Annotated in this window: 15 protein-coding genes; 4 read left to right on the top strand and 11 right to left on the bottom strand. The window is 72.3% G+C overall.

Translation table 11 applies throughout. The annotated features are described in order from the left end of the window. Nucleotides 1-87: 87 nt before the first annotated feature. Nucleotides 88-1,572 (bottom strand): S1 family peptidase, encoded by a 1,485-nt coding sequence (locus tag LL648_RS15025; protein WP_232663163.1) that lies wholly within the window; start codon nt 1,570-1,572, stop codon nt 88-90. A 79-nt stretch (nt 1,573-1,651) separates the two neighbouring features. Between LL648_RS15025 and LL648_RS15030 the strand changes: the two genes are divergently transcribed. After that, a complete protein-coding gene (locus LL648_RS15030; protein ID WP_232663164.1) occupies nt 1,652-2,389 on the top strand; it encodes an SDR family NAD(P)-dependent oxidoreductase in 738 nt (245 codons plus the stop codon). 9 nt (nt 2,390-2,398) lie between these two features. Here the strand turns inward: LL648_RS15030 and LL648_RS15035 are convergent, their stop codons facing one another. Continuing rightward, a complete protein-coding gene (locus LL648_RS15035; protein ID WP_232663165.1) occupies nt 2,399-2,893 on the bottom strand; it encodes a DUF1059 domain-containing protein in 495 nt (164 codons plus the stop codon). A gap of 126 nt (nt 2,894-3,019) precedes the next feature. On the opposite strand from LL648_RS15035, the gene LL648_RS15040 reads away from it, so the two are divergent. After that, nucleotides 3,020-3,361, top strand: a complete 342-nt coding sequence (locus LL648_RS15040; RefSeq protein ID WP_232663166.1) for a YybH family protein — start codon at nt 3,020-3,022, stop codon at nt 3,359-3,361. Here the strand turns inward: LL648_RS15040 and LL648_RS15045 are convergent. From LL648_RS15045 to LL648_RS15075, 7 genes are all read right to left on the bottom strand, one after another. Further along, nucleotides 3,354-4,001, bottom strand: a complete 648-nt coding sequence (locus tag LL648_RS15045; protein WP_232663167.1) for a TetR/AcrR family transcriptional regulator — start codon at nt 3,999-4,001, stop codon at nt 3,354-3,356. The two genes, LL648_RS15040 and LL648_RS15045, sit on opposite strands and share 8 nt — an antisense overlap. Before the next feature lie 140 nt (nt 4,002-4,141). Beyond that, on the bottom strand, nt 4,142-4,897 hold the full coding sequence (locus tag LL648_RS15050) for an isocitrate lyase/PEP mutase family protein (RefSeq protein ID WP_232663168.1): 756 nt from the start codon (nt 4,895-4,897) through the stop codon (nt 4,142-4,144). Continuing rightward, nucleotides 4,890-6,332: an MFS transporter gene (locus tag LL648_RS15055; RefSeq protein WP_232663169.1), complete on the bottom strand. Its 1,443-nt coding sequence runs from the start codon at nt 6,330-6,332 to the stop codon at nt 4,890-4,892. The genes LL648_RS15050 and LL648_RS15055 overlap by 8 nt, the downstream gene beginning before the upstream one ends. Nucleotides 6,333-6,373: 41 nt before the next feature. Beyond that, entirely contained in the window at nt 6,374-7,390 is a 1,017-nt protein-coding gene (locus LL648_RS15060) for a sigma-70 family RNA polymerase sigma factor (RefSeq protein ID WP_374112045.1), read from the bottom strand. A gap of 82 nt (nt 7,391-7,472) precedes the next feature. Further along, nucleotides 7,473-12,788 (bottom strand): non-ribosomal peptide synthetase/MFS transporter, encoded by a 5,316-nt coding sequence (locus LL648_RS15065; protein ID WP_232663170.1) that lies wholly within the window; start codon nt 12,786-12,788, stop codon nt 7,473-7,475. A gap of 98 nt (nt 12,789-12,886) precedes the next feature. Beyond that, on the bottom strand, nt 12,887-15,991 hold the full coding sequence (locus LL648_RS15070; protein WP_232663171.1) for a non-ribosomal peptide synthetase: 3,105 nt from the start codon (nt 15,989-15,991) through the stop codon (nt 12,887-12,889). Between the two features lie 11 nt (nt 15,992-16,002). Then, on the bottom strand, nt 16,003-18,969 hold the full coding sequence (locus LL648_RS15075) for a non-ribosomal peptide synthetase (protein WP_232663172.1): 2,967 nt from the start codon (nt 18,967-18,969) through the stop codon (nt 16,003-16,005). 193 nt (nt 18,970-19,162) lie between these two features. On the opposite strand from LL648_RS15075, the gene LL648_RS15080 reads away from it, so the two are divergent. Then, a complete protein-coding gene (locus LL648_RS15080) occupies nt 19,163-22,207 on the top strand; it encodes a class I adenylate-forming enzyme family protein (RefSeq protein WP_232663173.1) in 3,045 nt (1,014 codons plus the stop codon). A gap of 125 nt (nt 22,208-22,332) precedes the next feature. Here LL648_RS15080 and LL648_RS15085 read toward each other — a convergent pair whose 3' ends face one another. Both LL648_RS15085 and LL648_RS15090 read right to left on the bottom strand, forming a co-directional pair. Next, on the bottom strand, nt 22,333-22,734 hold the full coding sequence (locus tag LL648_RS15085; protein WP_232663174.1) for a nuclear transport factor 2 family protein: 402 nt from the start codon (nt 22,732-22,734) through the stop codon (nt 22,333-22,335). A gap of 119 nt (nt 22,735-22,853) precedes the next feature. Next, nucleotides 22,854-24,113, bottom strand: coding sequence for an HNH endonuclease signature motif containing protein (locus LL648_RS15090; protein ID WP_232663175.1), 1,260 nt, complete (start codon nt 24,111-24,113; stop codon nt 22,854-22,856). Nucleotides 24,114-24,702: 589 nt separating this feature from the next. Here LL648_RS15090 and LL648_RS15095 point away from each other — a divergent pair. Beyond that, complete coding sequence (locus LL648_RS15095) at nt 24,703-25,569, top strand: alpha/beta fold hydrolase (RefSeq protein ID WP_232663176.1); 867 nt, start codon at nt 24,703-24,705, stop codon at nt 25,567-25,569. Nucleotides 25,570-25,618 lie beyond the last annotated feature (49 nt).

Genomic DNA, 25,618 nt, shown 5'->3' on the forward strand with positions numbered 1-25,618 from the left:
CCGCACGCGAGGGCAGGAAAGCCACTTTCCGGCCCTCACAGGGCAGGAAAGTGGCTTTCCTGCCCTTCCCAGTGCGCCCCGCAACGGTCAGCGTGGCTTCCCGCACCGCAGGCAGATCGCCGACGCCGCGTCGAGGGTCGCTTCGCATGCGGTGCACCGTGCCGGCTCCTGCCGCACGACGGGCAGCGTGGTGACCGGCCCGGGCATCGGGCCTGGTTGCGGGCCGGCCTGCATCGGTATGGGGATGGGCATGGACGGGGGCGGCCCCGGATACGGTCCCGGGAACGGCCCTGGGAACGGCCCCGGCAACGGTCCGGCCTGCATCGGCGGCGGGCCGTAGCCCGGCCGGATCGGGTACGTCATGGCGCCGGCGGTCGCTCTGCGGCGCCGCGACCGGCCGACCGCGATCACGACAACGGCCGTCATGCCTCCGGCGACGCTCATCGCTGCCAGGACCAGCACCGGACCGGGCCCGAGCCACCACGATCCGCCGGCCGGCGGGGTGTCGCCGTTCGCGAGGTGGCGCCTCGCCGCATTCGTGAAAGGCACGGCGTAGGTGGACTGCAGGGCGTCCGGTGACAGGGTTGCGAACCGGTCGAGGGCGCTCCGGTAGCGACCGCTGAAGTAGTCGTCGAGCGCCGCCCGGTAGATCGCGTCGTCAGGCCCCGGCTCGTTGCGGACGCCGTGCCTCGCGAGCAGGGCGCCGAGGGTCGTGCTCGGCGCGATGAAGTTGATCCCCGCCGCGCCGTCCTCCCGCAAGAACGACCCGATCCCGACGACCCGGCCTTCGAGGGTGATCGTCGGGCCACCGCTCATCCCACGGAACAACATGGCCGTCGACTCGTAGAAGGGCTGGCCCTGCACGGTCCTGCGCGCGCTGATCTGCCCGTCGGTGATCGTCGGCTCCGGGGCCACGACGGTGGGATCCGGCTCGCTGATCCCGGGATAGCCGAGGCTCAGCACCGGCACACCGGGGCGGACGTCGTCGTCGGTCCCCAGTTCGAGAACGGGCAGCCCCGGCTGGTCGATCTTGAGCAACGCCACGTCACCCGCCCGGATCGGGACCACCTCGACCACCTCCGCCGGCACGCTGGGCGAGCTTCGACCCAACTCCACCGTCACCCGGGTCTGCATGATCTCCGAGGTCCACCCGGCCGCCTCGCGTTCGATCGCCTCCTCCGAGAGCTCCCGACCGTTGCCCAGGACCGCCGTCGCCAGCCAGAAGTGGACCAGCACGGACTGCAGGGCCGCGGGATCGCCCCGGTCGACGCAGTGCCCGGCCGTGCCGAGGTAGCCGTCGGCACCCACCCCGAACGCGGTGCACTGGTAGTTCGCGGTGATCGGGCGACCGCCGTTGACGGCGACGCCGGCCGGGTCGGTGACCCGGCCGGTGACCTCGACACCGATCCGCACCACGGCGGGCCGCACGATCGCAGCGGCCCGCTCGCTCGTCGACACGGCCGGCGTGGCGGCCGTGAGGGCCGGTGCCGAGCCGCAGCCCGCCAGTCCGAGGAGCGCGGCGACGCCGACCCCACAGGCCACCCCACGCCCGAACATGCTGCGGATCCACATTTCCGTTCCCCCCTCGACCGGTGCGAAGGGGAGCACGGTCGGTCGGGGAGGGGTCCCCGCGCATTGGGATCATCGACCGATGAAGTCGCAACGCCCCGTCGCACTGGTGACCGGCTCGACCTCCGGCATCGGCGAAGCAATCGCCCGCCGGCTCGCCGCCGACGGAACCGCCGTCGTAGTGCATTCGCGCAGCAGCCGGGACGAAGGTCTCCGCTTGGCCGAGGAGCTCGACGGCACCTACGTGCAGGCCGACCTCGCCGACGAGTCGGCAACGGAAGGCCTGGTCCAGCACGCGCTGGACGCCTACGGACGGTTGGACGTGCTGGTCAACAACGCCGGGATCAGCTGGCCGATCCCGCATGCCGACCTGGCCGCCGCAACGCCCGCCGACTGGCGCCGGCTGCTCGAGGTCAACCTGATCGCACCGTGGATCCTCTGCACGGCAGCGCGGCCCGCCCTCCGCACGTCGCCGGCACCCGGCGGCGGGAACATCGTCAACATCACCAGCTGGGCGGGGGTCCGTCCCAAAGGCGCGTCGATCCCCTACGCCGCGACGAAGGCGGCGCTCAACCACGTCACTGCGCTGCTCGCCGCGGCCCTCGGACCGGACGTCAGGGTCAACGCGATCGCGCCGGGGCTGGTCGACACGCCGCTGACCCGCGACTGGGACGACGCCCGCACCCGCTGGAACGAGACGTCGCCGATGCGCCGCCCGGCCCGCCCCGACGACGTCGCCGACCTCGTCGCCGGGGTGCTGGGCAGCCACTACCTCACCGGCGAGGTGATCGTCCTCGCCGGGGGCATGAACCTCCTCTAGCGGCGCGCCTCACCAGCGGCGGACCGAGTGGACGTCGAGGTCGGTGAACTCGGCGTCGCCCTCGGCCAGCTCGGCGAGCTTGGCCGCGAACGCGCTGGTGGCGGGGTGCTTCGAGTTGGTCATGGCCGACTCGTAGTCGGGGAAGGCGACCACCTCGACATACCGGCCCGGGTCGTTGCGGTCGGCGCCGACGGCACCCCACTGCGCGGTGCGGTCCGCCCCGATGGCCGCGGCCCACTCGTCACCGAGCGCCTCCATCTCGTCGGCGTGCTGCGTCCGGAACGCGATGAGCTGCAGGAAGGTGCCCGGCTCCAGCGTGGCATCGGCGTCCTCGGTCAGCATCGAGCGCAGCCCGTCGCGCAGCGCCTCGTCGTCGGTGTGCCCGTGCACGTCGACGGCGTGGGCGGCCGCGGCGCGCAGCACCTCCTCGGGCTCCCCGACGATCACCAGCGAACAACCCGACTCGCTGGGCATGGTGCGGCAGTCCATCTTCATCCTGGTCATGGCGGACTCCTCAACGGGGGTTTGGAGCTTCGAGAAGCCCACCACGGTACTCAGGATGTGACCTGCGTCATACCGCCCAACAGAGCACGCCCGGATCCTGTCGGTCCCCGCTGGTAGACAGCTCGCGTGGAGAAGGCGGGCGAACCGGAGGACCTGAGCCGGCTCTTCATCGAGCGGGTCAACACGCACGACGTCGACGGGCTGGTCGAGCTGTACGAACCCGATGCCGTACTGGCCACGCCCGATGGCGGCACCGCGCGTGGCGCCGCGGAGATCCGCGCGTTCTATGCGGCGCTGATCAGCACGAAGCCGGTGTTCAGCGCCGGGCGGCAGTGGCCGGCGCTGAGGGTGGGCGACATCGCGCTGACGTCGTCACGCTTGCCCGGCGGAGGGGCGACGGCGGAGATCGCACGATGTCAGCCCGACGGGTCCTGGCGCTGGTTGGCCGACCGGCCGAGCGTTACTTAGCCAGCAAGCCGGCCAGGATCCGACGCAGCGCACCGGGGAGCGGGTCGCCGCCGTCGGGCGCCAGATCCAGCGCCGCGAGATGCGGATGCTTGCCCGCGGCCGCGACATGGGCGATGTACCGAGCGCTGCGGAGCATGTCGGCCGGCGACGCCTCGGCCTGCGCCGCCGCTGCGACCACGGAGTTGAGCATCGCCATCGCGACCATCTTGTCGCCGTCGGCGGCGGGGTGGTCGGCGAGGACGGCGAGGAAGTGCTCGGTCACGTCGATGCCGTTCGGACCGACCACCGGCCTGGTGAGCACCAGCTCGGCCAGCCAGGGGTGGCGGCGGAAGATCTCGCGGGCCTGCAGCCCGTGCGCGACGAGGTCGGAGAGCCAGTCGCCCGACGGCTCGCCGAGCTGGAACTCGGCGTAGACGTGGTCGGCCATCAGGTCGAGCAGGTCGTCGCGGTTGTCGACGTACCGGTACAGCGAGCCGGCCCCGGTGCCGAGCTCGGCGGCCACGTGGCGCATCGACACGCCGGCGAGCCCGTCGCGGTCGGCCAGCCGCACCGCGGCCTCGGTGATCTCGGCGCGGCTGCGGCTCGGCGGCCGCCCGACGCCGGAGACCTCGGGCCGCATCCAGATCAGCTCCGGCTCCATGCGCCTCCCTCGTTCGCGAACATCGTATGCGATGCAGGCCGGGAGGCGCGTCGGGTCGTCCACCCCAACTTCCCCACCGTTTTGGGTGGATGCGCGCCGAAAACGCGCGCATGTGCCCAGAACGGTGGGGAAGTTGTCGTTCAGGTGCGGAGCTTCTGGACCGCGGACGCGAAGTCCGCCAGCGCCGTCCGGTAGAAGCGCGGGCCGTACGACACCCGAGCCACCCCGATCTCGCGGAGCGTGGCGAGGTCGAGCTCGTTGCCGGTGTTCCCGTTGACGGGGCCGGGCAGCTCGGCGACAAGAGCGGTGATGTCGCTCTTGCGGCCAACGCCGATCGGGTAGATGCAGGCGGCGCCGGCCTCGCGGTAGAGCCGGCCCCGGCGGACCGCTTCCGCCACGCGGTCCGCCTCGTCGACGCGCCCGGGCAGGAAGGTGTCGACCCGGGCGTTGATCACGATCGGGACGCCCGCGTCGTCGGCCGCCGCGCGGACGTCGGCGAGCCACTGGGCGTGCGGTTCCGCGTCGAGGAGCCCGCCTGCGGAGTGGTCGGTGTCCTCCAGGTTGCAGCCGACCACGCCGATCTCCAGCAACCGGTCGACCAGCTCGCGCGGCTGCATGCCGTAGCCGCCTTCGGCGTCGACGGTCACCGGCACCGAGACGGCACCCGCGACCCGTCCCGCCGCGGCGAACATCTCCTGCCACGGCGCGCCCTGGCCGTCGGGGAAGCCGAGCATCTGCGAGACGGCGGCACTGGCCGTCGCAACCGCGGGGAAGCCCGCATCGGCCACGACCGCCGCGCTCGCCGCGTCCCACACGTTGGGCAGCACCAGCATCTCGCCGGTGTGCAGCTCGCGGAGCCGCTCGGCCTGCGCCTTCAGATCCGTCACATCAGCCATCGATGGCCTCCAGGTTGGGTTGTTGTGCGATCGGAGGGGCGTGGTCCGGCGGCGGTGCGGCAGGCCGCCGGCTCGGCATGCCGAGCGCAACGATCATGCCGACGACCGCGATCACCGCGACCGTACCCATCGCCGCGGTGAAGCCCGTCGTGAACTCCGCGACCGAGCTGTACCCGCCGAGACCGGCGAAGACGGCGACCGACACGGCGACGCCGAAGACACCGCCCAGGATCCGCAGCATCATGAACGCGCCCGACGCCTGCCCGACCTCCGCCGGCCGCACGGCCCCGACCACCGCCTTCTGCGCCGCCGGCATGGCCATGGTCAGGCCCACGCCGCCGACGATCAGCCCCGGCAGCAGGTCGAGGTAGCCGGTGCCGGTGCTGTGCTCACCCTGGCTGGTCACGAGCGCGATCCAGCCCATGCCGACGGCCTGGAGCAGGAGCCCGCCGACGACGAACGTCCGCTCGCCGAACCGGTCGACCAGCCGGCCGGAGATCGGCGCGCACACCATCAGCGTCGCCGTCCACGGCATCAGCAGCAGCCCGGCGCCGAGCGGGCCCTGCCCGAGCACGGTCTGGAAGTACTGCGCGAGGAAGAACAGCGTGCCGTACAGCGAGGCGAACACGCAGAAGTTGGCCGGGTTCGCCGTCGCGAAGGCCCGCAGCGCGAAGAACCGCATCGGCAGCATCGGCGTCGCCGTCCGCCGTTCCCAGCCGACGAACGCCACCACCAGCGCGGCACCGAGCACGAGCGCGCCCAGCACCTCGGCGCTGCCCCAGCCGGCCGCGCCGCCCCGGACGAGACCCCACACGATGCCGAACGCACCGGCGGTCACGAGCAGCACTCCGCCGAGGTCGAAGCGGGTGTTCGGACCGACGCTCTCCGCGATCCGGCGAGCAGCGAGCAGCATCGCGACGACCCCGATCGGCAGGTTCAGCCAGAAGATCCACTGCCAGGCCAGCCCGTCGGCGATCGCACCACCGATGAACGGGCCGCTGAACGTCGCCAGCCCGGTGAGACCCAGGTACAGCCCCATCGCCCGGCCCCGCTGCTGCGGCGGGAACGCCGCGCTGAGCAGGGTGAGCGAGAGCGGCAGCACCAGAGCCGCGCCGGCACCTTGCACCGCGCGGGCCGCGATCAGCACCCCGATCGTCGGGGAGAGCGCGCAGGCCACCGACGCGACCGTGAAGACGGCGAGCCCGGCGCCGAACATCCGGCGCCGCCCGAACCGGTCGCCGAGCGCGGCACCGGTCAGCAGCAGCACCGCGAACGTCAGGCTGTAGGCGTTGACGGTCCATTCGAGGGACTCGACTGATGCCGCCAGATCGTGCCTGATCGTCGTCAGCGTGGTGGTCACGACGAGGGCGTCCAGCGACATCATGAAAGACGCGAGCGACGCGAGCCCCAGCACCCATTTCTGGGCATGCGTCATCGGCTCGACCTTATGGTTCACGAAATCTCCAGGTCAGACGTTCAGTCGCGCAGCGAGCGCGGGAAACCGAAGCTGCTCAGCAGCGAGTTGTCGAGGAAGCGCGTCAGCGTGCTGATCCGGTCGCCTTCCAAGGTCAGCACGATCACGCCGTGCGCGTGCAGGATCGGCGTCCGCGGGTCGCGCAGGTAACAGCCGAACGCCGGCTGCCCGTTCGCCCGGGTCGGCACCAGCACGTGCCGGAAGCAGCCGCGCATGGCGACGGTCTCCAGGAAGTGCCGGACGTCGTCGACGCCGTGGTATTCCAGCGGCAGCGGCGGCATCGTCAGCCACGCGTCGTCGGTCAGCATGGCGACGACCCCGTCGATGTCGCCCGCTTCGAAGGCGCGGACGAACCCGTCGACGACACGCCGCTCCTGCGGCGAGTTCGGCAACGGCGCCCGCTCCCGGTCGGCGGGCGGGAGCTCGCGCGCCAGCGTGCTCCGCGCGCGGGTCAGCGCGCTGTTCACTGCGTTCTCGGTCGCGCCGATCATCGACGCGACCTCGGCGGCGCGGAAGCCCAGCACGTCGCGCAGCACCAGCACGACCCGCTGCCGCGCCGGCAGCTGCTGCAACGCCGTGAGGAACGCCAGCGACACCGACTCCCTCGACTCGTAGCGCGCCTCCGGCCCGGGCACGTCGTCGACGAGCTCGTCGAGCAGCACGTCGGGGTACGGCTCGAGCCAGCTCGGTTCGGCCCTGCGGCGCGTCGGCTCCGGCAACGGGACCTCCGATCGGTAGGCCGCCAGCTGCTCCGGCGGCCGCCGGGAGCCTCCCCGCAGCGCGTTGAGGCAGCGGTTGGTGGCGATCCGGTAGAGCCAGGTACGCACCGACGCGCGCTCCTCGTAGCCGCCGATCCCCCGCCACGCCGCCAGCAACGTCTCCTGCAGCACGTCCTCGGCGTCCTGCACCGAGCCGAGGATGCGGTAGCAGTGCACCTGCAACTCACGCCGGTACGGCTCGACGAGCAGACGGAACGCCTCGCCATCCCCTGCGCGCGCCGCGGCAAGCATCTCCAGCATGGCGTCTCCTCTCTCTCGAAAGATTTGACACCGCCCGACCGCAAAACTGGTCGCTCTGCCGCCGAATTCGCACCTCACACCATCAGCTGTGTGGCGTCGACCTGCCTTCCAGCGCCGCGAGCCCCACCAGATCGTCCGCCACCGCGTCCGGCACCGTCTCGTCGAACCACCGCAGCCGGCTGCGCCGCAGCGTCACCACGACGAGCACCGCGATGCACAACGCGAAGGCGACGTAGAGCAACCCGATGCCCCGCCCCTCCCCCACGCCGATCACCGCACCGACGCTCGACGCCAACACCCCGTCCGGCGCCAGCAGCGGCTCCGCCACCGCCGCCCCGTACGGCGCGACCAGCCCGAACCCGATCGGCAGCGTCGACCACGCGATCATCGTGTTGAGCGAGAAGACGCGCCCGTGGAACCGTTGTGGCACCTTGGTCTGCACGATCGTCGCGTAGGTGCCGTTGAGCAGCGAGAGCGAGAGCGCCATCCCGAACGCGCCGGCCGCGATCACCCAAAGTTCTGCGCGCAGGCCGGTGACCAGGCAGAACGCCGAGAGCACCAGCGTCGCGAGCAGCACCCCTCGCATCCGCCGCCGTGCCGGCCCGCCCCACACCGTCATCGTGAGCCCGCCCACCGCGAACCCGGCGCCCGAGAGGAACGAGACGACGGCGACGTCGTCGAGCGTCCCGAACGAGAGCACCAGCGGCGATATCATCAAGAACAGCGGCGAGAGGAAGATGTTCAGCACCGCGAAGAACACCAGCATCGCGCGGAAGTCGGGGTTGCCCCAGCTCAGCCGGAACCCGTGGGCGATCTCGGCGAGCACCGACTCCTTGCGCCGCCACGCCATGGTCCGCGGGAACCGCACGAACGCGACGACGGCGATCGCAAACGCGTAGCTCACGACGTCGATGATCAGGATGCCCGCAAGCCCGATCACCGCCATCAACCCGACGGCCACCAGCGGCACGATCAGCTGCGCGGTCCCGCCGACGAGCTGCACCACACCGTTGGCGTGCCCGAGGTAGCGCTTCGGGACGAGCTGCGCCGTTGCCGACGAGTACGCCACCCGCTGGAACGTCAGCGCGACCGACAGCGCGGCGAGCAGCGGGTAGATGTGCCAGATCTGCAGGTTGCCCGTCCACAGCAGCACCCCCAGCACGAGCTGCGTGCCGCCGGCGGCGACGTCACCGCAGAGGATCACGGTGCGCCGGTCGGAGCGGTCGACTATCGCGCCCACGAGCGGCGCCACCAGCAGGCCCGGTACCAGCCCGATCACGGCGAACAGCGCGAACTGGGCGAGCGAGCCGGTGGTCAGGTAGATCCAGATCGGGATCGCGAACTCGGTCAGCGCCGAACCGGTCATGGAGATCAGCTGGCCGGCCGCGACCGCGAGGAAGCGGCGCATGCTCGGGTCCGCCCGTCGTTGCGCGGGGGTGCTGCTCCCGGTCGAGCTGCCGACGAACCGCCAGCCGGCGCCGCCCAGCTCCGCGGTCGCTCCCAAGCGCAGCGCCACGTGCGTGCTCGTGATGATCTCCGCAAGCTCGGCGGCGCGGTACTTCTGGAAATAGTGCCCGGCCTCCTCGATCACGACAGCCGCCGTCGTGTCGGTGAGGTGGTGCCACTCGCGGAAGCGTTCCTCGTAGAACTCCGACGACGGGTCGCGCTCGCCCGCGACGCTGATCACCGGCGCCCGCAACCGCGCGGCGCCGTTCTCGTACAGGCCGGTGAAGTACTCCTCGGCCGCCTCGGTGTCGCGGCGCGTGTTGCGGACGATCTGCCGCGCCTGCGCCGGGTCCAGGTCGCCCATCGAGAGGCCCATCGACGTGAGCCAGTTCGCGTAGTTCCGGTCGTTGCGCAGGTAGTCCATCCCGGCCAGCCGGGCCAGCGCGGCAACGCCACCGCGCCCTGGCCGGGCGAACGGGAAGATCGCCCCGATGTAGACGGCCTCCGGCGCCCGGCCGGCGGCCTCCAGCCGGGTCGCGATCTCCACGGCCATCGCCGACCCGACGCCGCAGTGCCCGTAGATCACCACCGGCCCGGCGATCCGCTCCTGGATCTCCTCGACGCACCGCGCCGCGACGACCTCCAGCGGCTGCTGCTCCTCGTCGATGCCGACGTCGTGCCCGGGGATGGCGAGCGACCACAACGCGTGTGTGGCCGGCAGCGCGTCGGCGAGCGGCTGGTAGACCATCGCGCTCCCGCCGCCGTACGGCACGCAGACGAAGGTCAGCTCCGGCTCACCCCGCGCCGGCGTGAGCCGGTGCAGCACACCCCGCGGCCCGCGCTCCGATCCGTCGACGTGCGCCGCCAACTCCCGCACGGTCGGGTGCGTGAACAGGTCCATCACCGCCACCGGCGCCGCGCCCTCCGGCAGCAGCCTGCGCAGCCGGGCGACAACCTTGATCGCCAGCAGCGAGTGCCCGCCGGCGTCGAAGAAGTTGTCGTCGACGCCGACCGGCCGCTCCAGCACGTGCTCCCAGGCCTCGACGAGCAGGCGTTCGGTCGCCGTGCTCGGCGTGGTCCGCCCTGACGCAGGCGCCTGCTCGGGCGCCGGCAGGCGCGCGCGGTCGACCTTGCCGTTGGCGGTCAGCGGCAACCGTTCCAGCACGACGAACCGCGACGGCACCATGTACGCCGGCAGGGCCGCAGCGAGATGCGCGCGCAGCCGCACCGGGTCCGGGCCGCACCCCGACGCCACGACGTAACCCACGAGCGTGGCCGCATTGCCGCTGCCGTGCGTCGCGACGACGCACTCCTCGACGTCGTGATGCCGCTGCAGGTGCGCCTCGATCTCACCCAGCTCGATGCGGTAGCCGCGGATCTTCACCTGCGCGTCGACCCGCCCGAGGAACTCGATCAGGCCACCGTCGTGGTACCTGCCGAGATCGCCCGTGCGGTAGAGCCGCTCGCCGGTCCGCGGGTGCACGACGAACGACGCGGCCGTCCGCTCGGGGTCGTTCCAGTAGCCGCGCGCGACGCCGTCGCCGCCGATGTGCAGCTCGCCGGGCACGCCGACGGGCACCTCGCACATGCCGGTGTCGAGCACGTGGAACGTCTGGTTGGCCAGCGGCCGGCCGTACGGGACGGACGGCATCTCGTGCTCGATCTGGTCGATCTGGTCGATCTGGTGCACGATCGACCAGATCGAGCCCTCGGTCGCCCCGCCCATGCTGATGATCTCTGCGGCGGGCGCGAGCGCGCGGATGCGGGCCGGCAGCGTCGGCGGGATCCAGTCGCCCGACATCATCACCAGCCGCAACGACGTCAGGTCGGTGCCCTCGTGTTCGGCGTGCTCGACGAGCAGCTCGGCGAGCGCGGGCACCGAGTTCCAGACGGTGATGCGCTCCTGCGCCACCGTCCGCGCCCACGCGGCCGGGTCCTTGCCCTCCGACGGCGCCCCGAGCACGAGCGTCCCGCCGGCCGCGAGCGTGCCGTACACGTCCCAGACGGAGAGGTCGAAGCTCAGCGCCGAGAGCGCGAGCACGCGGTCGGCGGGCCCGACGCCGAACCGGCTGTTCACATCGCGGACGGTGTTCAAGGCCATCCGGTGCTCGATCATCACGCCTTTCGGCGTGCCGGTGGAGCCGGACGTGAAGATCACGTACGCCAGGTCGTCCGGATGGGAACCGGCCGCCGGCGCTCGCGACCCGGTCTGCCCATACACCGGCACCGAGGTCGCCCCGACCGGCCGCTCCAGCCACGGCTGCACGACCGCGACGGCGCACCCCCCGCGCTCGATCAGCTCCGCCCGCCGCTGCGCCGGGAGATCGGCGTCGACCGGCAGGTACGCCGCCCCCGCCTTGCCGATCGCCAGCACGGCGACGACCTGCTCCCAACCCCGTTCCATAACGACCGCCACCAGATCCCCGTGCCGCACCCCCGACGCCACGAGCTGCGCGGCGAGGTGCTCCGCACGCCGGTCGACCTCGGCGTAGGTGAGCTGCCCGCCGGGGAACCGGAGCGCAACCGCGTCGGGCGTGCGGACGGCCTGCTCCTCGACGGGCCGGTGCAGCAACGCCGGTGGGCCGAGATCAAGAGCGGTGTCGTTCCAGGCCATCCGATCCGCGTGCTCGGCAGGCGTGAGCACCTCGATCGAAGAGACCGGCCGGCCGGGCTCGGCGACGGCCCCGGCCACCAGAGCCGTCAGGTGCTCACCGAGCCGCACGATCGACGCTTCGGTGAAGAGCGCGGTGTTGAAGATGAACTGGAAGCCGCCGTCGCCGCCAGTGTACAGCTCCAGGTCGAACCGGGTGGCCCACACCGACGGCCCGAAGTCCGCCACGTCGAGCCGCCCCGGCGCACCTGTGCCCGACCGGTAGTTCTGCATCGCGAAGACAACCTGGAAGAGCGGGGTGCGGGACACCTCCCGCGGCACGTTCAGCTCCGCGACCAGCCGCTCGAACGGCAGGTCCTGGTGCGCGTACGCGTCGACGGCCGAGTCGCGGACGCGGTGCAGCAGCTGCGTGAACGACGGGTCGCCCGCCAGGTCGACGCGCATCGTCAGCATCGTGGTGAAGCAGCCGACCAGCCCGTCCAGCTCGGGAACGGGACGCCCGGCGGTCGGCGACCCGATCGTGACGTCGTGCTGCCGCGCCCGCCTCCCCAGCAGGGCGGCGAACGCGGCCAGCAGCACCATGTACGGCGTGGCGCCGTGCTCCGCCGCCAGCCGCTCGACGCCCGCGACGACCGCCGCCGGCATGGTGAACCGGTGCGTCGCACCCTCGTGCGTCGGCTCCGGCGGGCGCGGACGGTCGGTGGGCAGTTCCAGCGGCGCCACCCCGACGAGCCGCTCCCGCCAGAAGTCGACGTCGCGCTCGGCGTCCTGCGCACGCTGCCAGCCGGCGTAGTCGCGGTAGCGCACGGGCAGCTCCCGCATCATCCCGCCGGACAGCGCGGTGAGGATCTCCCCGACCAGCAGCCCGACCGACCAGCCGTCGGCCGCGATGTGGTGCACGGCAAGCGCGAGCACGTGATCGTCCGGTGCGATGCGGACGAGCAACGCGCGGGCAACCGGACCCACCGCAAGATCGAAAGGCGCCGCGAGGAACGCGGTGACCAGCTCACGGGCGCCCTCGACGTCCGGCGCCTCAGCGGTGTCGAGCGGGACGGCGCCGTCGACGACCAGCGCCGGCGTCCCGTCGGCAGCGGCCGGGAAGCGCGAACGCAGGGGCTCGTGCCGCGCCGCCACCTGCGCCAGCGCGGCCTCCAACGCGGTGGGGTCGAGCGGTCCGCGCAGCCTGCGTGCGACCGGGATCGTGTAGGCCGGGCTGCCGGGCAGGTACTGGTCCATGAACCAGAGCCGCTCCTGGGCGAACGACAGCGGCGCCGGCTCGCCGTCCGGCAGCGACGGGATCGTCGTCGCAACGGTACGGCGACGCAGCCGACGGGTGAGCAACGCGCCCCGCGCACCCGTTCCGATGGCAGATGCTCCGGTCGCAGTCGCTCCGGTCGCAGTCGCTCCGGTCGCAGTCGCTCCGGTCGCAGTCGCTCCGGTCACTGCGCGTCCTCACGTTCGAGCAGCGCCATGGCCTGCTCGTCGCTCAGTCCGGCAAGCTCGGCCACGATCGCCTCCTCGACGGCCACTGCCAGGTCGGCGACGGTGCGGCAGCGGAACAGCGTGCGGATCGGCAGGTCGACGTCCGCCGTGGCGCGCAGCCGGGCGGCCACCCGCAGCGCGAGCAGCGAGTGCCCGCCGAGCGCGAAGAAGTCGTCGTGGGCGCCGATGCGGTCGGCGTCGAGCAGCTCGGCCCAGATGTCCGCGACCAGCTTCTCCGCGTCGGTGCGCGGCGGGACGTCACTGGTCCCCGCGGCCGGGCCCGGCGCCGGCAGCGCGGCCCGGTCCAGCTTGCCGGCCGGGGTGAGCGGCAGCTCCGCCAGCGTGACCCACCGGGTCGGGACCATGTGCGGCGGCAGCTCGCGGGCCGCGTGCTGCCGCAGGTCGGGCGCGACGCCCACGGCGTAGGCGACGAGCTCGTCCCCGCTGCCCACAACAGCGACCTGACGCACCCCCGGATGCGTGGCCAGAGCGTGCTCGACCTCGCCGGGCTCGATCCGGAACCCGCGCACCTTCACCTGGTCGTCGAGTCGGCCGAGGAACTCCAGCTCCCCGTCGGCGCGCAGCCGGGCGCGGTCGCCGGTCCGGAACATGCGGGCGCCCGGCGGGCCCCACGGGTCGGGCACGAACCGCTCTTCGGTGAGGTCGGGCCGGCCCAGGTAGCCGCGCGCCACGCCGGCACCACCGAGGTGCAGCTCCCCCGCGACGCCGATCGGCGCCGGCCGTCCGTGCTCGTCGAGCACCCGCGCGGTCGAGCCGGGCAGCGGGCGCCCGATCGTCGGGGAGGCGCGGCCGTCCAGCTCCGCGGCCGTCACGATGATCGTCGCCTCGGTCGGGCCGTAGGTGTTGACGAGCCGGACCCGGTCGCCGAACCGGTCCGTCCACTTCCGCACGGCCGCGTCGCTGACCTGCTCCCCGCCGAGGATCACCAGCCGCAACGCCGCCGGCCACGCGACCTCGTCGAGGTCCTCGACGAGCCGGTGCCAGAACGCCGTCGGCAGGTCGAGCACGGTGGTGCGGCGCCCGGCCGGGGTGGCCAGGAACGCCGGCAGCGACCGCCCGCCGTCGGGCAGCATCACCACGGTCGCGCCCGCGGCCAGCGCCGGGAAGATCTCCTCGGCGTGCGCGTCGACGGTTGTCGTCGCGAACTGGACCACCCGGTCGCCCGGCCCCAGCCCGTACGCCGAGCGCATCCACTCGACCCGGGCGGCGAGCGCGGCGTGCTCGACGACCACCCCCTTCGGTGTGCCAGTGCTGCCCGAGGTGTGGATGACGTACGCGGTGCCCGCGGGGTCGCACATGCAGGCCCGCATCGGCGCGACCGGCGACGCGGCCTCGACGGCGACCAGCACGCTGGCGGGGAACGCACCGGCGTGCGCCGCGGAGGTGATCACCGCGGCCGAGTCCCTGACCAGCAGCTCCCGCCGTTGCGCCGGGTGCTCCGGGTCGAGCGGGACGTACCCGGCGCCGGCCCGCCAGACGGCGAGCAGCGCCGCAACCAGGTCGACGGTCCGGTCGAGGCACACCGCCACGAGGTCCCCGGCGCCGACACCCAGCGCGGCGAGCCGGGCGGCCAGCTCGCCAACCCGTCCGTCCAGCTCGGCGTAGGTCAGCGTGGCCTCGCCGGCCTCGACGGCGGCCAGGTCCGGGGTGCTGCGCGCCTGCTCGGTGATCAGCTCCGGCACCGGACGGCCGGACGTCCACGGCGGGTTCGGCGCGTCGAGCGCCGACTGCTCCGCGGGTTCCAGCATCCGCAGGTCCCCCAGCCGCGCGTCGGGCTGTGCGACGACGTCCGCCAGCAGCACCCGGAAGCGTCCGGCGAACCGGGCCGCCGTTGCGGCGTCGAAGAGGTCGGTGTCGTAGGTCAGGATCACGCTCGCGCCGGTGCCCTTGGGCCCCTGGTAGACGTCCATCGCGAGGTCGACCTTCGCGAACCGGACGCCGGCGTCGACCATCTCGACCCGCAGCCCGCCGAGCTCGGGCTGCGTGGTCCCGGTCCGCATGTACATGAGCATCGCCTGCGCCACCGCGCGGTCGCGCGGGATCGGCAGCTGCTCGAACGGGACGTCCTGGTGCGTTAGCGCCTCCAGGACGCTCCGCCGGGTCTTTGTGAGCAGCTGGCGGAACGCCGGCTCGCCGCTCAGGTCGCCGCGCAGCAGCACCAGCCCGGTGAAGTAGCCGACGAGCCCTTCGACGTCCGCGGTGTCGCGCCCGATCACCGGGCTCGCGACAACCACGTCGTGCTGCCCGCTGTGCCGCGCGAGCAGTAGCTGGAACGCGGCGACCAGCACGATGAACATCGACGCCCGCTCCGAACGGGCGAGCTTCTCCAGCGCGTCGACCAGCTCGGGCGGCAGCTCGACGGATGTCTGCGCGCCTCGCCCGCTGCGCAGCGCCGGCCGCGGGCGGTCGGTCGGCAGGTCGAGCACCGGGGTGTCCTCGACCATCCGCTTCCAGAACTCGACCCGCTCCGGGCTCGGCGTCGCGTCGAGCCCGCGCCGCGCGTGCTCCGCGTAGGTGATCGGCAGCGGGGCGAGCGCGATCGCATCACCGCTGATCAGCGCCGTGTAGGCGAGGTTCAGCTCGCGGAAGAGCACCTCGACCGACCAGCCGTCGGAGACGATGTGGTGCATCACGATGCAGAACACGTGGTCGTCGACGCCGAGCCGCACGAGCGTCAGCCGCAGGACGGGCCCGGCGGCGAGGTCGAACGGCCGGTTGGCCCGCTCGACCACCACCAGCTCGGCGGCCGCGACGGGATCGGGCGCCGCGGAGACGTCAACCTGTTCGAGCGGGACCGCGCCGGCCGTCACCGTGAAGCCGGCATCGCTGAACCGGCTGCGCAGCACGTCGTGCCGCTCGACGAGGTGGTCCAGCGCCGCGGCGAACGCGGGCCCGTCGAGCGGGCCGCGGATGCGGGCGGCGACCGGCATGCTGAACGACCCGTCGGCCGGGTCGAGCAGGTGCAGGAACCACAGGCGCTGCTGGCCGCGGGTCATCGGGTGCAGCGTCATCGGGTGCAGGGTCATCGGGTGCAGGGTCATCGGGTGCAGGGTCATGCGCCGGAGCCCGTCAGGTCCGCGACGACGGCGGCGATCCCGCGAACGGTCGGCTCGTCGAAGTAGGCGTAGAGCGGCACGTCGACGCCGAGGCGGTCCCTGATCCGGGCCGAGATGCGGGTCATCGTGATCGAGTGGCCGCCGAGGTCGAAGAGGTCCTCGGTGTCGCCGATCGTGGGGAGGTCGAGCACCTCGCACCAGATCTCGCGGACGGCCTCCAGCTCACCGGCGGCTGCAGGCACATCGACCTCGGGCGTCGCGGCGGCGGGCAGCGCGGCCCGGTCGAGCTTGCCGTTCGGGGTGGTCGGCAGCTCGGCCAGCCCGACGAACGCATCCGGCACCAGGTACGCCGGGAGCGCAGCTGCGAGCGCCCGTCGCAGGTGTCCGGGGTCGGCGGGGCCGACGTGGTAAGCGACCAGGCGACCGTCCCGCACCGCCGCGGCCGCCCTCGTGACGCCGGGCACGGCGAGCAGGCGGGCCTCGACCTCGGCCAGCTCGATCCGGTGCCCACGCAGCTTGACCTGGTCGTCGAGCCGGCCGAGGAACTCCATCCGGCCGTCGCCGCGCAGGCGCACCCGGTCGCCGGTGAGGTACATCCTGCCCTCGCGGAACGGGTCGGGCACGAACCGTTCGCGGTCCAGCTCCGGGCGGCGGAGGTAGCCGCGGGCCAGGCCGGCGCCTGCGATGTAGAGGTCGCCGGGGATGCCGACGGGGACCGGTTCGAGCCGCGCGTCCAGCACGTACGTCCGCGTGTTCGCGATGGGCCGGCCGATGGTGACCCCGTCGTCGGCGTCGCGGACCTCGTCGGCGGTCGACCAGATCGTGGTCTCGGTCGGACCGTAGACGTTGACCAGCCGCTGCACCCGTGGCCGCAGCCGGGCCGCCAGCGCTGTGGTGAGCGCTTCGCCGCCGGTCAGCGCGGTGACGTCGGGTGCGTCGAAGCCGGCGTCGAGCAGCATCGCCCAGCCGGTCGGGGTGGCCTGCACATGGGTGATGTCGTGCCGCTCGACCAGCTCGCGCAGCGCCGCTCCGTCATGTGCTGGGCGCTCGCCGGCGACCACCACGCGGCCGCCGGTGACGAGCGGGAGGAACAGCTCCAACGCGGAGATGTCGAACGACAGCGAGGTGTGCGCGAGCCACGTGTGCTCCGCGGTCGCGCCGAGCAGGTCGCGCATGGCGTGCAGCAGGTTCGTCAACGAGCGGTGCTCGATCTGGACGCCCTTGGGCCGGCCGGTCGAGCCCGAGGTGTAGATGACGTACGCCAGCGCGTCCGGCGGCGGCGGATCGAGCTGCACCGGGCCGCCGCCGGGATCGGCGAGATCGGCGTCGGAGAGCTGCACGGCCAGCTGCGCGTCGTCCGCGATGAACGCGAGGCGCTCCGGAGGGTGGTCCGGGTCGAGCGGGACGTACGCGGCGCCGGCCTTGAGGATGCCGAGCAGCCCGACGAGCAGCCGTTCGGTCCGCCGAGCCCGAACGCCGACGATCGTCCCCGGGTTCACACCTTCCCGCCGCAACCTCGCGGCGAAACGCCCGGCTGCGGCGTCCAGCACCCCGTACGTCAGGTGCTGCTCTCCGTGCACGACCGCGACGGCGTCCGGTGTACGTGCCGCCTGCTCCGCGACCAGCTCGGGAAGTGTCGTCGCCGGGTAGGGCACGTCGGTGTCGTTCGACGCGACCAGCAGCCGGTTCCGTTCCTCCCGCGTGTGCAGCGGCAACGCGGCCAGCGTGGTGTCCGGTGCGGTCGCGATGTGGTCGAGCAGCGTCAACCAGTGCTTCGCGATGCTCTGCGCACCGTCGTGGGCGACGGCGCCGGTCGGGTACTGGAGCATCACGCCGAGGCCGTCGGGCCCGTCGACGAGGTGGATCCGCAGCGCGCCGCGGGCGGTGTGGTTGAACAGCACCCAGCCCACCTCGGCGCGCACGCCGGGGAACCGCGGCGGCGCGATCCGACGCCGGTACGTCAGCGAGATCGGCGCCAGCGCAACACCCGGCGGCACGGCCGCACCCGCGCGGCCCAGCGGGACGTCGCGCACCCGGTACAGCTCGCGCAACGCCGCACGGACAGTGAGTGCGAACTCCGCGAAGGGCGTCTCCCCGTCGGGGGCGGTGCTGAACGGCAGCTCGTTGACGTGCACGCCGATGCGGTGCTGGTCGGCGGCGCCGCGGGTGCCGAGATCCAGGGCGGTGGCCGGTGTGGTGTTGCCGTAGCGGTGCAGCAATGCGTGCACCGAGGCGACAACCAGCTCGAACCGGCTCACGCCGATCCGGTCGGCGGTGCGGCCCAGCCGCTCGCGGGCGGGCTCGGGCAGCCGGAACTGGACCGCGGCGCCCGGCTGCACGCCGTGCACGGGACCGGTGAGCGCGGGCAGGACGACGTCGGGCCCGACCGACGGGCGCTCGGCCCAGTAGCTGCGGGCGGCCGGCAGCGCGGCGTCGATCCGCTCCTCCTCGGCCCGCGACGTCCCGTCCGGCAGCTCGGGTAGTTGCGGCTCGCCGCCCTCGACCTGCGCGCGGTAGAACGCGGCGAGATCGGCGACGAACAGGTCGGTGGACTGTCCGTCGAACACGAGGTGGTGCGCGACGACCAGCAGCCGGTGCGTCCGGGGCCCGAGGGCCTGCAGCACGAGCCGGCACAGCGGCCCGGTGGCCAGGTCGAACGGCGCTGTGATGTGGCCGCGCGGGTCGCCGCCCTGCTCGACCACCAGCGCGGGTTCGACCAGCGCCGGCACGAGGTGCGGCGCGCCGGCCCGGTCCTCCACGGCGCTGCGCAGCACCGCGTGCCGGGTCAGCACCGCCTCGCACGCCTTGCGCAGCGCCGGCACGTCCAGGTCGCCGTCGAACCGCACCTCGAACGGCATGTGGTGGACGGCGCCGAGATCGGCGAACCGTTCGTTGAACCAGATCCCGCCCTGCACCGCCGAGGCCGGACTCGCCGGGTGCGCAACCGCTGGAGCTACGGACATGAACACGTCCTGTCACGGTCATGGGAGTCCCGGCGAGGTGAGCGCCCCCCGGCACCGCCGTTCAGACTGAGACTTGCACGATCGAGTTACCCAATCTGCCGCATGCTGGTCGCAATCTGCAACGCTCTGCTAGTTCTTTTCAGCATCTTGTCAAGATCTGTCCGAGATCGTTGCACCTGTGCGGAGTTCGACGATGACTCGCAGTAATCAGCAGACGCTCCCCGAACTCCTTTCCGCCCGGGCCGAGCAGCAGCCGGGACGTGCCGCGCTGCGCGTCGAGGACGGCGGCGAGCTGACCTTCGCCGAGTGGGAGCGGCGGGCGACGGCAGCGGCCGACGGTTTGGCGAGGGCCGTTCCCGCAGGCAGCAGGATCGGGCTGGCCTACACCGGCGCGGGCTGGATCGAGTTCGCCGTCGCGTTCCTCGCGGTGCTCAAGGCTGGTCTCGTCGCTGTGCCGCTCTCTGCGCGGCAGCCGCCTGCTGTGCTGGCCGAGCTGCTCGCAGACTGCGACGCCCGGCTGCTCCTGCACGTCGCCGGTCACGAACCGCGCGATACCGGCGTCCCGACCGCCGTGCTCGCGGACGTCGAGACGGACCAGCCCGGGCTGATAGCGCCGCCGGCACCCGATGCACCAGCCCAGATCCTCTACACGTCCGGGACGACCGGGCGGCAGAAGGGCGTGCTGGCCGACCACGCCAACCTGGCGTTCGGGCACCGCCCGCACCCGCGGCACCGGCTGTTCGCGCACTCCGAGCACGCGCTGCACGCATTCCCGATCGGCACGAACGCCGGGCAGATGATGATGGTTCACACCCTCACGGCCCACCCGACGACGATCGCGCTCGCGCGGTTCGACGCCGAGCGGTTCTGCTCGGCGATCGCCGAGCACGGCGTCGGCACGGTGTTCGTCGTGCCGACGATGGCGGTCGACCTGCTCCGGTCGGGCGCGGCGGACCGCCATGACCTCTCCAGCGTGCAGCTGCTCAGCTCGTCGGCGGACACCCTGCCGGCCGCGGTGGCAGCCGAGCTCGCCGGCGTCTTCCCGAAGGCGACGATCGTCAACGTCTATACGTCGACGGAGGCGGTGCCCGCCCAGACGGCCATGATCGTCGACATCGCTCGGCCGGGCTCCGTCGGACGACCTACCGCCGCGGGCGATCTCCGGATCACCGACGCCGACGGCGCCGTGGTCGCCCCGGGTGAGGTCGGGCAGGTGTGGCTGCGCGCGCCGGCGCCGCAGCGGTCGTACCTCGGCGACCCGGCGACGAACAGCGCGGTGTTCCGGCAGGGCTGGACGCGCATGGGTGACAACGGCTACCTCGACGCCGACGGCTACCTGCACCTGGTCGGGCGCGATTCCGACGTGATCAAGTCGGGCGGTCTGAAGGTCTCCACGAGCCGAGTGGAAGCGGCGCTGCTCGAGCACCCGGCCGTCGTCGAGGCGGCGGTCGCGGGGGTGCCGCACGACGTGCTGGGCTCGAGGACCGCTGCCGCCGTTGTGCTCCGACTCGACGCAGACCCGCCCGACCTGCGCAAACATCTCGCCGGCCGGCTCGCGCCGCACGAGATCCCGACGCGGCTGCGGGTGGTCGACGCGCTCCCCCGCACCGAGCTCGGCAAGGTGGCGCGCCCGGCGTTGCGCGAGCTGCTGGCGACCGTCGAGCGGGCGCCGTTCACGCCCCCGCGGACCCCCACCGAGTCGTCGCTCGCGACCATCTGGACCACCGTGCTGTCGCGCGGCCGCAACGGGACCCGCCAGATCGGGGTGGACGACGACTTCTTCGAGCTGGGCGGCGACTCGCTGGCCGCGGCCCAGCTGGCGGCCCGCGCGGCCGCCGTGTTCGGCGTCGAGGCCCCGCCCGCGTTCGCGTTCGACCGGCCGGTGCTCGCCGAGCAGGCTGCCTGGCTCGATGCGGCGCCGCGGGCAGCTGTCCCGGCGCTGCCGCCGCCGGCAGGCGGGCTCTCCGGTGTGCAGGAGCACTGGTGGCGGTGGATCCACGCGACCGACCCGCCGCGCCAGATGCCGTCGGTGCACGTCGGGATCCGGGTGCGGGAGCCGCTCGACCTGGCTGTGCTCGCCGCGGCGTTGAGCGAGGTCGTCCGGCGGCACGAGAGCCTGCGCACGCGGTTCACCGGCGCCGACGGCACGCCCGTCGTCGACCCGCCGTGGACGGTCCCGATCGAGGAGCACGCGGCGGCCGAACCCGACGTCGACACGATCGCTACGGAGGTCGTGCGCGCGCCGTTCGACCTCGCGAGCGGGCGGCTGCTGCGGGCTGCGGTGATCCGGACCGCGCCGGCCGACCAGGTGCTCGTGATCGCCGTCCACCACCTCGTCTTCGACGGGTGGTCGGCCGGGGTGCTGCTGCGGGAGCTGGCCGTGCTCTATTCGGCGAAACGCGCCGGCGCCCGGTCGCCGCTGGCAGAGCCGGCCGCGCAGTTCGCCGATCTCGTGGCTTGGGAACGCGAGCAGTGGGAGTCGTCGCAGGACTACTGGAGCAAGCGGCTGGACGGCGCGCCGCGGGCGCTTCCGCGGCTGCCGGGCCGGCGCGGCGGGGTCACGATGTGCCGCGACGACCAGGTCGTGTTCGACGTCCCCGATGCGCTGCGGGCCGGCCTCGGCACGCTGGCCGCGGGGTGCGGCGCGACGATCCCGATGACGTTGCACGCCGGATGGTCGGCGACGCTCGCACGGTGGTCCGGCGCGACCGAGCTGGTGATGGCGACACCGGTGACGGGTCGGACGCGGCCGGAGTTCGAGACGATCGTCGGCTGCGTCTTCCGCTGGGTGCTGCTGCGGGTGTCGTTCGCCGACGATCCGGACGTCGCAACGCACGTGGCGAGGGTGCGCGACGAGACGATCGCCGCGGGCAGCCACCAGTTCCACGACTTCACGCGGCTGCACGAGCGGGTGCCGTACCCGGCGTACTTCCGCTTCGAGAGCTGGGGACATCCCGCCCATCTCCCGGGGGTCGACTCGGCGGAGTTCCCAGTCGCGGCCGGCGCGAACATGGCGTGGCCACTGGCGCCCGGCGACCCCGACCTGCATCCGCCGGAGCTGCTGGTCGAGGAGGCCGCCGACGGCGACCTGCGGGTGTCGGTGATCTTCAACCGGTTCGCCTACGAGCGGGCGGACATGTCCGAACTGGCCGAGCTGTACCGGTCGACCCTCACCGGCATGAGCAACAGACGGTCGGTGGCGTGGTCCAGGGTTGCCACATGGCCGTTGAACTCGTGAACCCCGACGGACTGCCGAAGCCCGCAGCTGGGCGAGGGCGTCGGACGCGCGGCGGCGAAGCTCGGCGTCGCCGCACTGGGCGAGCCCGACCTCCTGGTGGAGGTCGAGGCGACGGCCGCGCTCGACTAACCCCGGGCGGTGGGATCCATGATCCCGGTGGCCTGCGAGTATCGACACCGCCACTGCCCGTCGTCGGCGCGGATGTAGATGTCGAGGTACTGGCACTCGTGGGTGGGGACGTCGGCGCCGTCGATGCGTAGGGCGATCAGGCAGCGGTAACGCAGCACGGCGAGGGTCTCGGAGGCCATGACATCGATCTCGGAGGTCGTGTCGAGCTGGCTGTAGACCAGCTGGCCGCTGGTCAGACGCCGCAGGTACTCAGCCTTGTCCCAGACTGTTCCCGTCGGGTTGCACAGCTGGTAGGCGGGATCGTGCAGCGCGTCGAATCTGGCTGTATCGACGGTGAGAAGCGCATCGACTCGCTGCTTTTCCAACTGCGCGAGGTGGCTTGTGAGACTGTCGGACATGCACGTCCCTCCGGTGTCTTCAGGTGATCAAGAGTAGTGCTTCTCCCCCGCCTCGGCCTGGACACGGCAGGCGCGAAGATCCTGCTGGACCTGGCCCCGACGGGCGCGCTGGGCGGCAACTAGTGGAGAAGCGCCCTCGTCGGCCTTCGTCGAGGGAATTGATCCGGATCGACATACCTGGGCGGGATGAATTCGGGAATCCCGTCGACCATCCGGACGATCCATTCAGTGGCATGTATTTCCCTGTGATGCATCCGGCACAACATGACCAGATTGTTGATCTCGGTCTGCCCACCGTTCTGCCATTCGACGACATGATGGATATCGCACCAACTCGCCGGGCGGCCACATCGTGCGCATCCGCGGTCACGGGCAGCGACCGCTCGTCGCATTCCGTCAGGAATCACTCGGGAGAGGCGGCCGATGTCGAGTGGCTGACTGTCGCTGTTCATGACGATCGGGATGACGGCGGCATTGCAGGCAAGCTGGCGCAAGTCCTTAGTGGCGATAGCACCGCCGAAGTCGAGAATCGCGGTCCGGACTCGGGTTTCCAGCTCGGTGAGCGGGATGTGCACGTTGAGGTGCGGCCGGTGCCCGCCGGACTGTGGGACGTCGCCGTGGTCGAGGACGTAGCCGCAGACGTCGGCCAACGCTTCGGCCTGGCGCTGCTTGCTGCCGCGCTGATCGTCCGCCCCGGCTGGCTTAGACTTCGCGTCGATCAGGGTGGCGATGGTGGCGAACAGGACCGGATTGTCGAACCGCCCCTTGATCACGCCGCCGGGCCGGTCGGGGTGCGGGGTGATGGTGAGCTCGTTGACCTCGGCCTCCGGCCGGTCTTCGGGTTCGGGTCCGTCCTGGTCCAGGCCGCGCACGACGTCCATCCCGAACTTGAAGACTTCTGACGGCCGGTTGAGCAGGGCGTACTCCACGACCCGCTGCTCGACCTCATCGCACATGGCGGGGCTGAGTCGGGACGCTTCACCGGACTCCAGCACCTTCCGGATCACATCGACGTGCCCCAGCCCGATCGTCGCGTCCGCGAACGCCGCCGCGCAGATCGGCATCCGGGGCTCCAGGACGGTGCCGGTCAAGCCCACCTGCGGGCACAGGTTCTGCGCGGCGTTCACGTACTGGCGGGCCGTGCCCCAGTCGATGTTCCAGGAGTCCGCGAGAGCACCGATCGGCGCCCGGTAGCCGAGCGACCCGAACCCACCCTCCCGCAGGAAATCGGCGACGAACTGAACCCGCGCCCGGTCGATCTCCCGGACCACTCGTTCCATATCCCGCGACGCAAGAAACCTATCGGGGAACGTTCCGGTGGCAGTCTCGACCTGTAACTCGGCGATACCGTCGAGTGTGGTGTCGAGCCCTCGGGACATGACTCCATTTTAGTCGGATTGAAGGTCATCGGCCAGTCCAATTTCGACTCCGCACCCCTGGGTAAAGCGTCGACAACGACGTTATGGCTGTTTGTGAGCGCTAACAACAGCCAAAACGTCGTTGTCGACGCCCAAGGCCGGGCCTGCGCCGAAGGCGTGCCCGCCACCCACAGGTGAGGCAGGAGTGCCATCCCGGAGACTTGCCCGCCCGGCGAGGGCGCCCTTAAGAACGCGACGACCAAGCCCGACAGAACCACCGCGAAACCACCCCGCCACGAACCCACCCAACGAACCACGTCGAGAACCGACCCCACCCGCCCAAATGCGCGACTCACCGCTCCGAAACGCGAGACTCACCCGCCGAAACGTGGGACTCGCCCACCGAGACGCGGGACTCGCCGTGCCGAAGACGTCGACTCACCGTGCCGAAAGTGTCGACTCACCGTCCCAGAACGCGCGACTCACCCACCCGCCCACCCCGACTCGCGCACCACGCGGCCCCGACTCGCGCATCGGTTCACCCCCTCTCCCCCGCTCCGGCACCGTTGGGCCACCCCGGTCGGCGGCCGGATCTGGCACCCTTCCCGCCATGACGACGCTGACGCTGGTGACCCCCGAGGCCGACCTGGTCTACGACGTCCACGGGCCGGCGCCCGAGCCGGGCGGGCCGGCGCCGCTGTTCCTGATCGGGCAGCCGATGGACGCCAGCGGCTTCACCGCGCTGGTGTCGAACCTCCCCGACCGCACGGTGATCACGTACGACCCGCGTGGGCTCGGGCGCAGCGCCCGCAAGGACGGCAGGGTCGATCAGGTGCCCGAGGTGCAGGCCGGCGACGTGCACGCGATCATCCAGGCGCTCGGGGTCGGGCCGGTCGAGATGTTCGCCAGCAGCGGCGGGGCGGTCACCGCGCTCGCGCTCGTCGCGGCGTACCCGGACGACCTCACGACGTTGGTGGCGCACGAGCCGCCGCTCGTCTTCCTCCTTCCCGACGCGGAGGGCGCCGACCGCGCACGTGCCGCGTTCCGCGACGCGTACCTGGCGAAGGGGTGGGGCGCCGGGATGGCGTCGTTCATGGCCATGACCCAGTGGCAGGGCGAGTTCACAGAGGAGTACTTCGCGCAGCCCGCGCCCGACCCCGCCGCGTTCGGGATGCCCGTGGAGGACAACGGCTCGCGCGACGACCCGCTGCTCTCCGACCGGTCGTGGGCGGTGTCCGGCTACCGGCCCGACACCGCCGCGATCCTGGCCGCGCCCACCCGCGTCGTGATCGCCGTGGGTGAGGAGTCGACCGGCGTGTTCACCGGCCGCACCTCCCTCGCGGCGGCGGCGCTGCTCGGCCAGGAGGCGACGGTGTTCCCGAGCCACCACGGCGGCTTCCTCGGCGGCGAGTTCGGTTACGCGGGCCAGCCGGAGGCGTTCGCCCGCAGGCTGCGGGAGGTGCTAGGAGCGCCCTGACAACTGGGACCTACTGCGCGCGACGGCCCCAGTCGTTCAGGACCCTCCC

The sequence above is a fragment of the Pseudonocardia sp. TRM90224 genome (genome assembly GCF_021245725.1).
Classification (GTDB): Bacteria; Actinomycetota; Actinomycetes; order Mycobacteriales; family Pseudonocardiaceae; genus Pseudonocardia.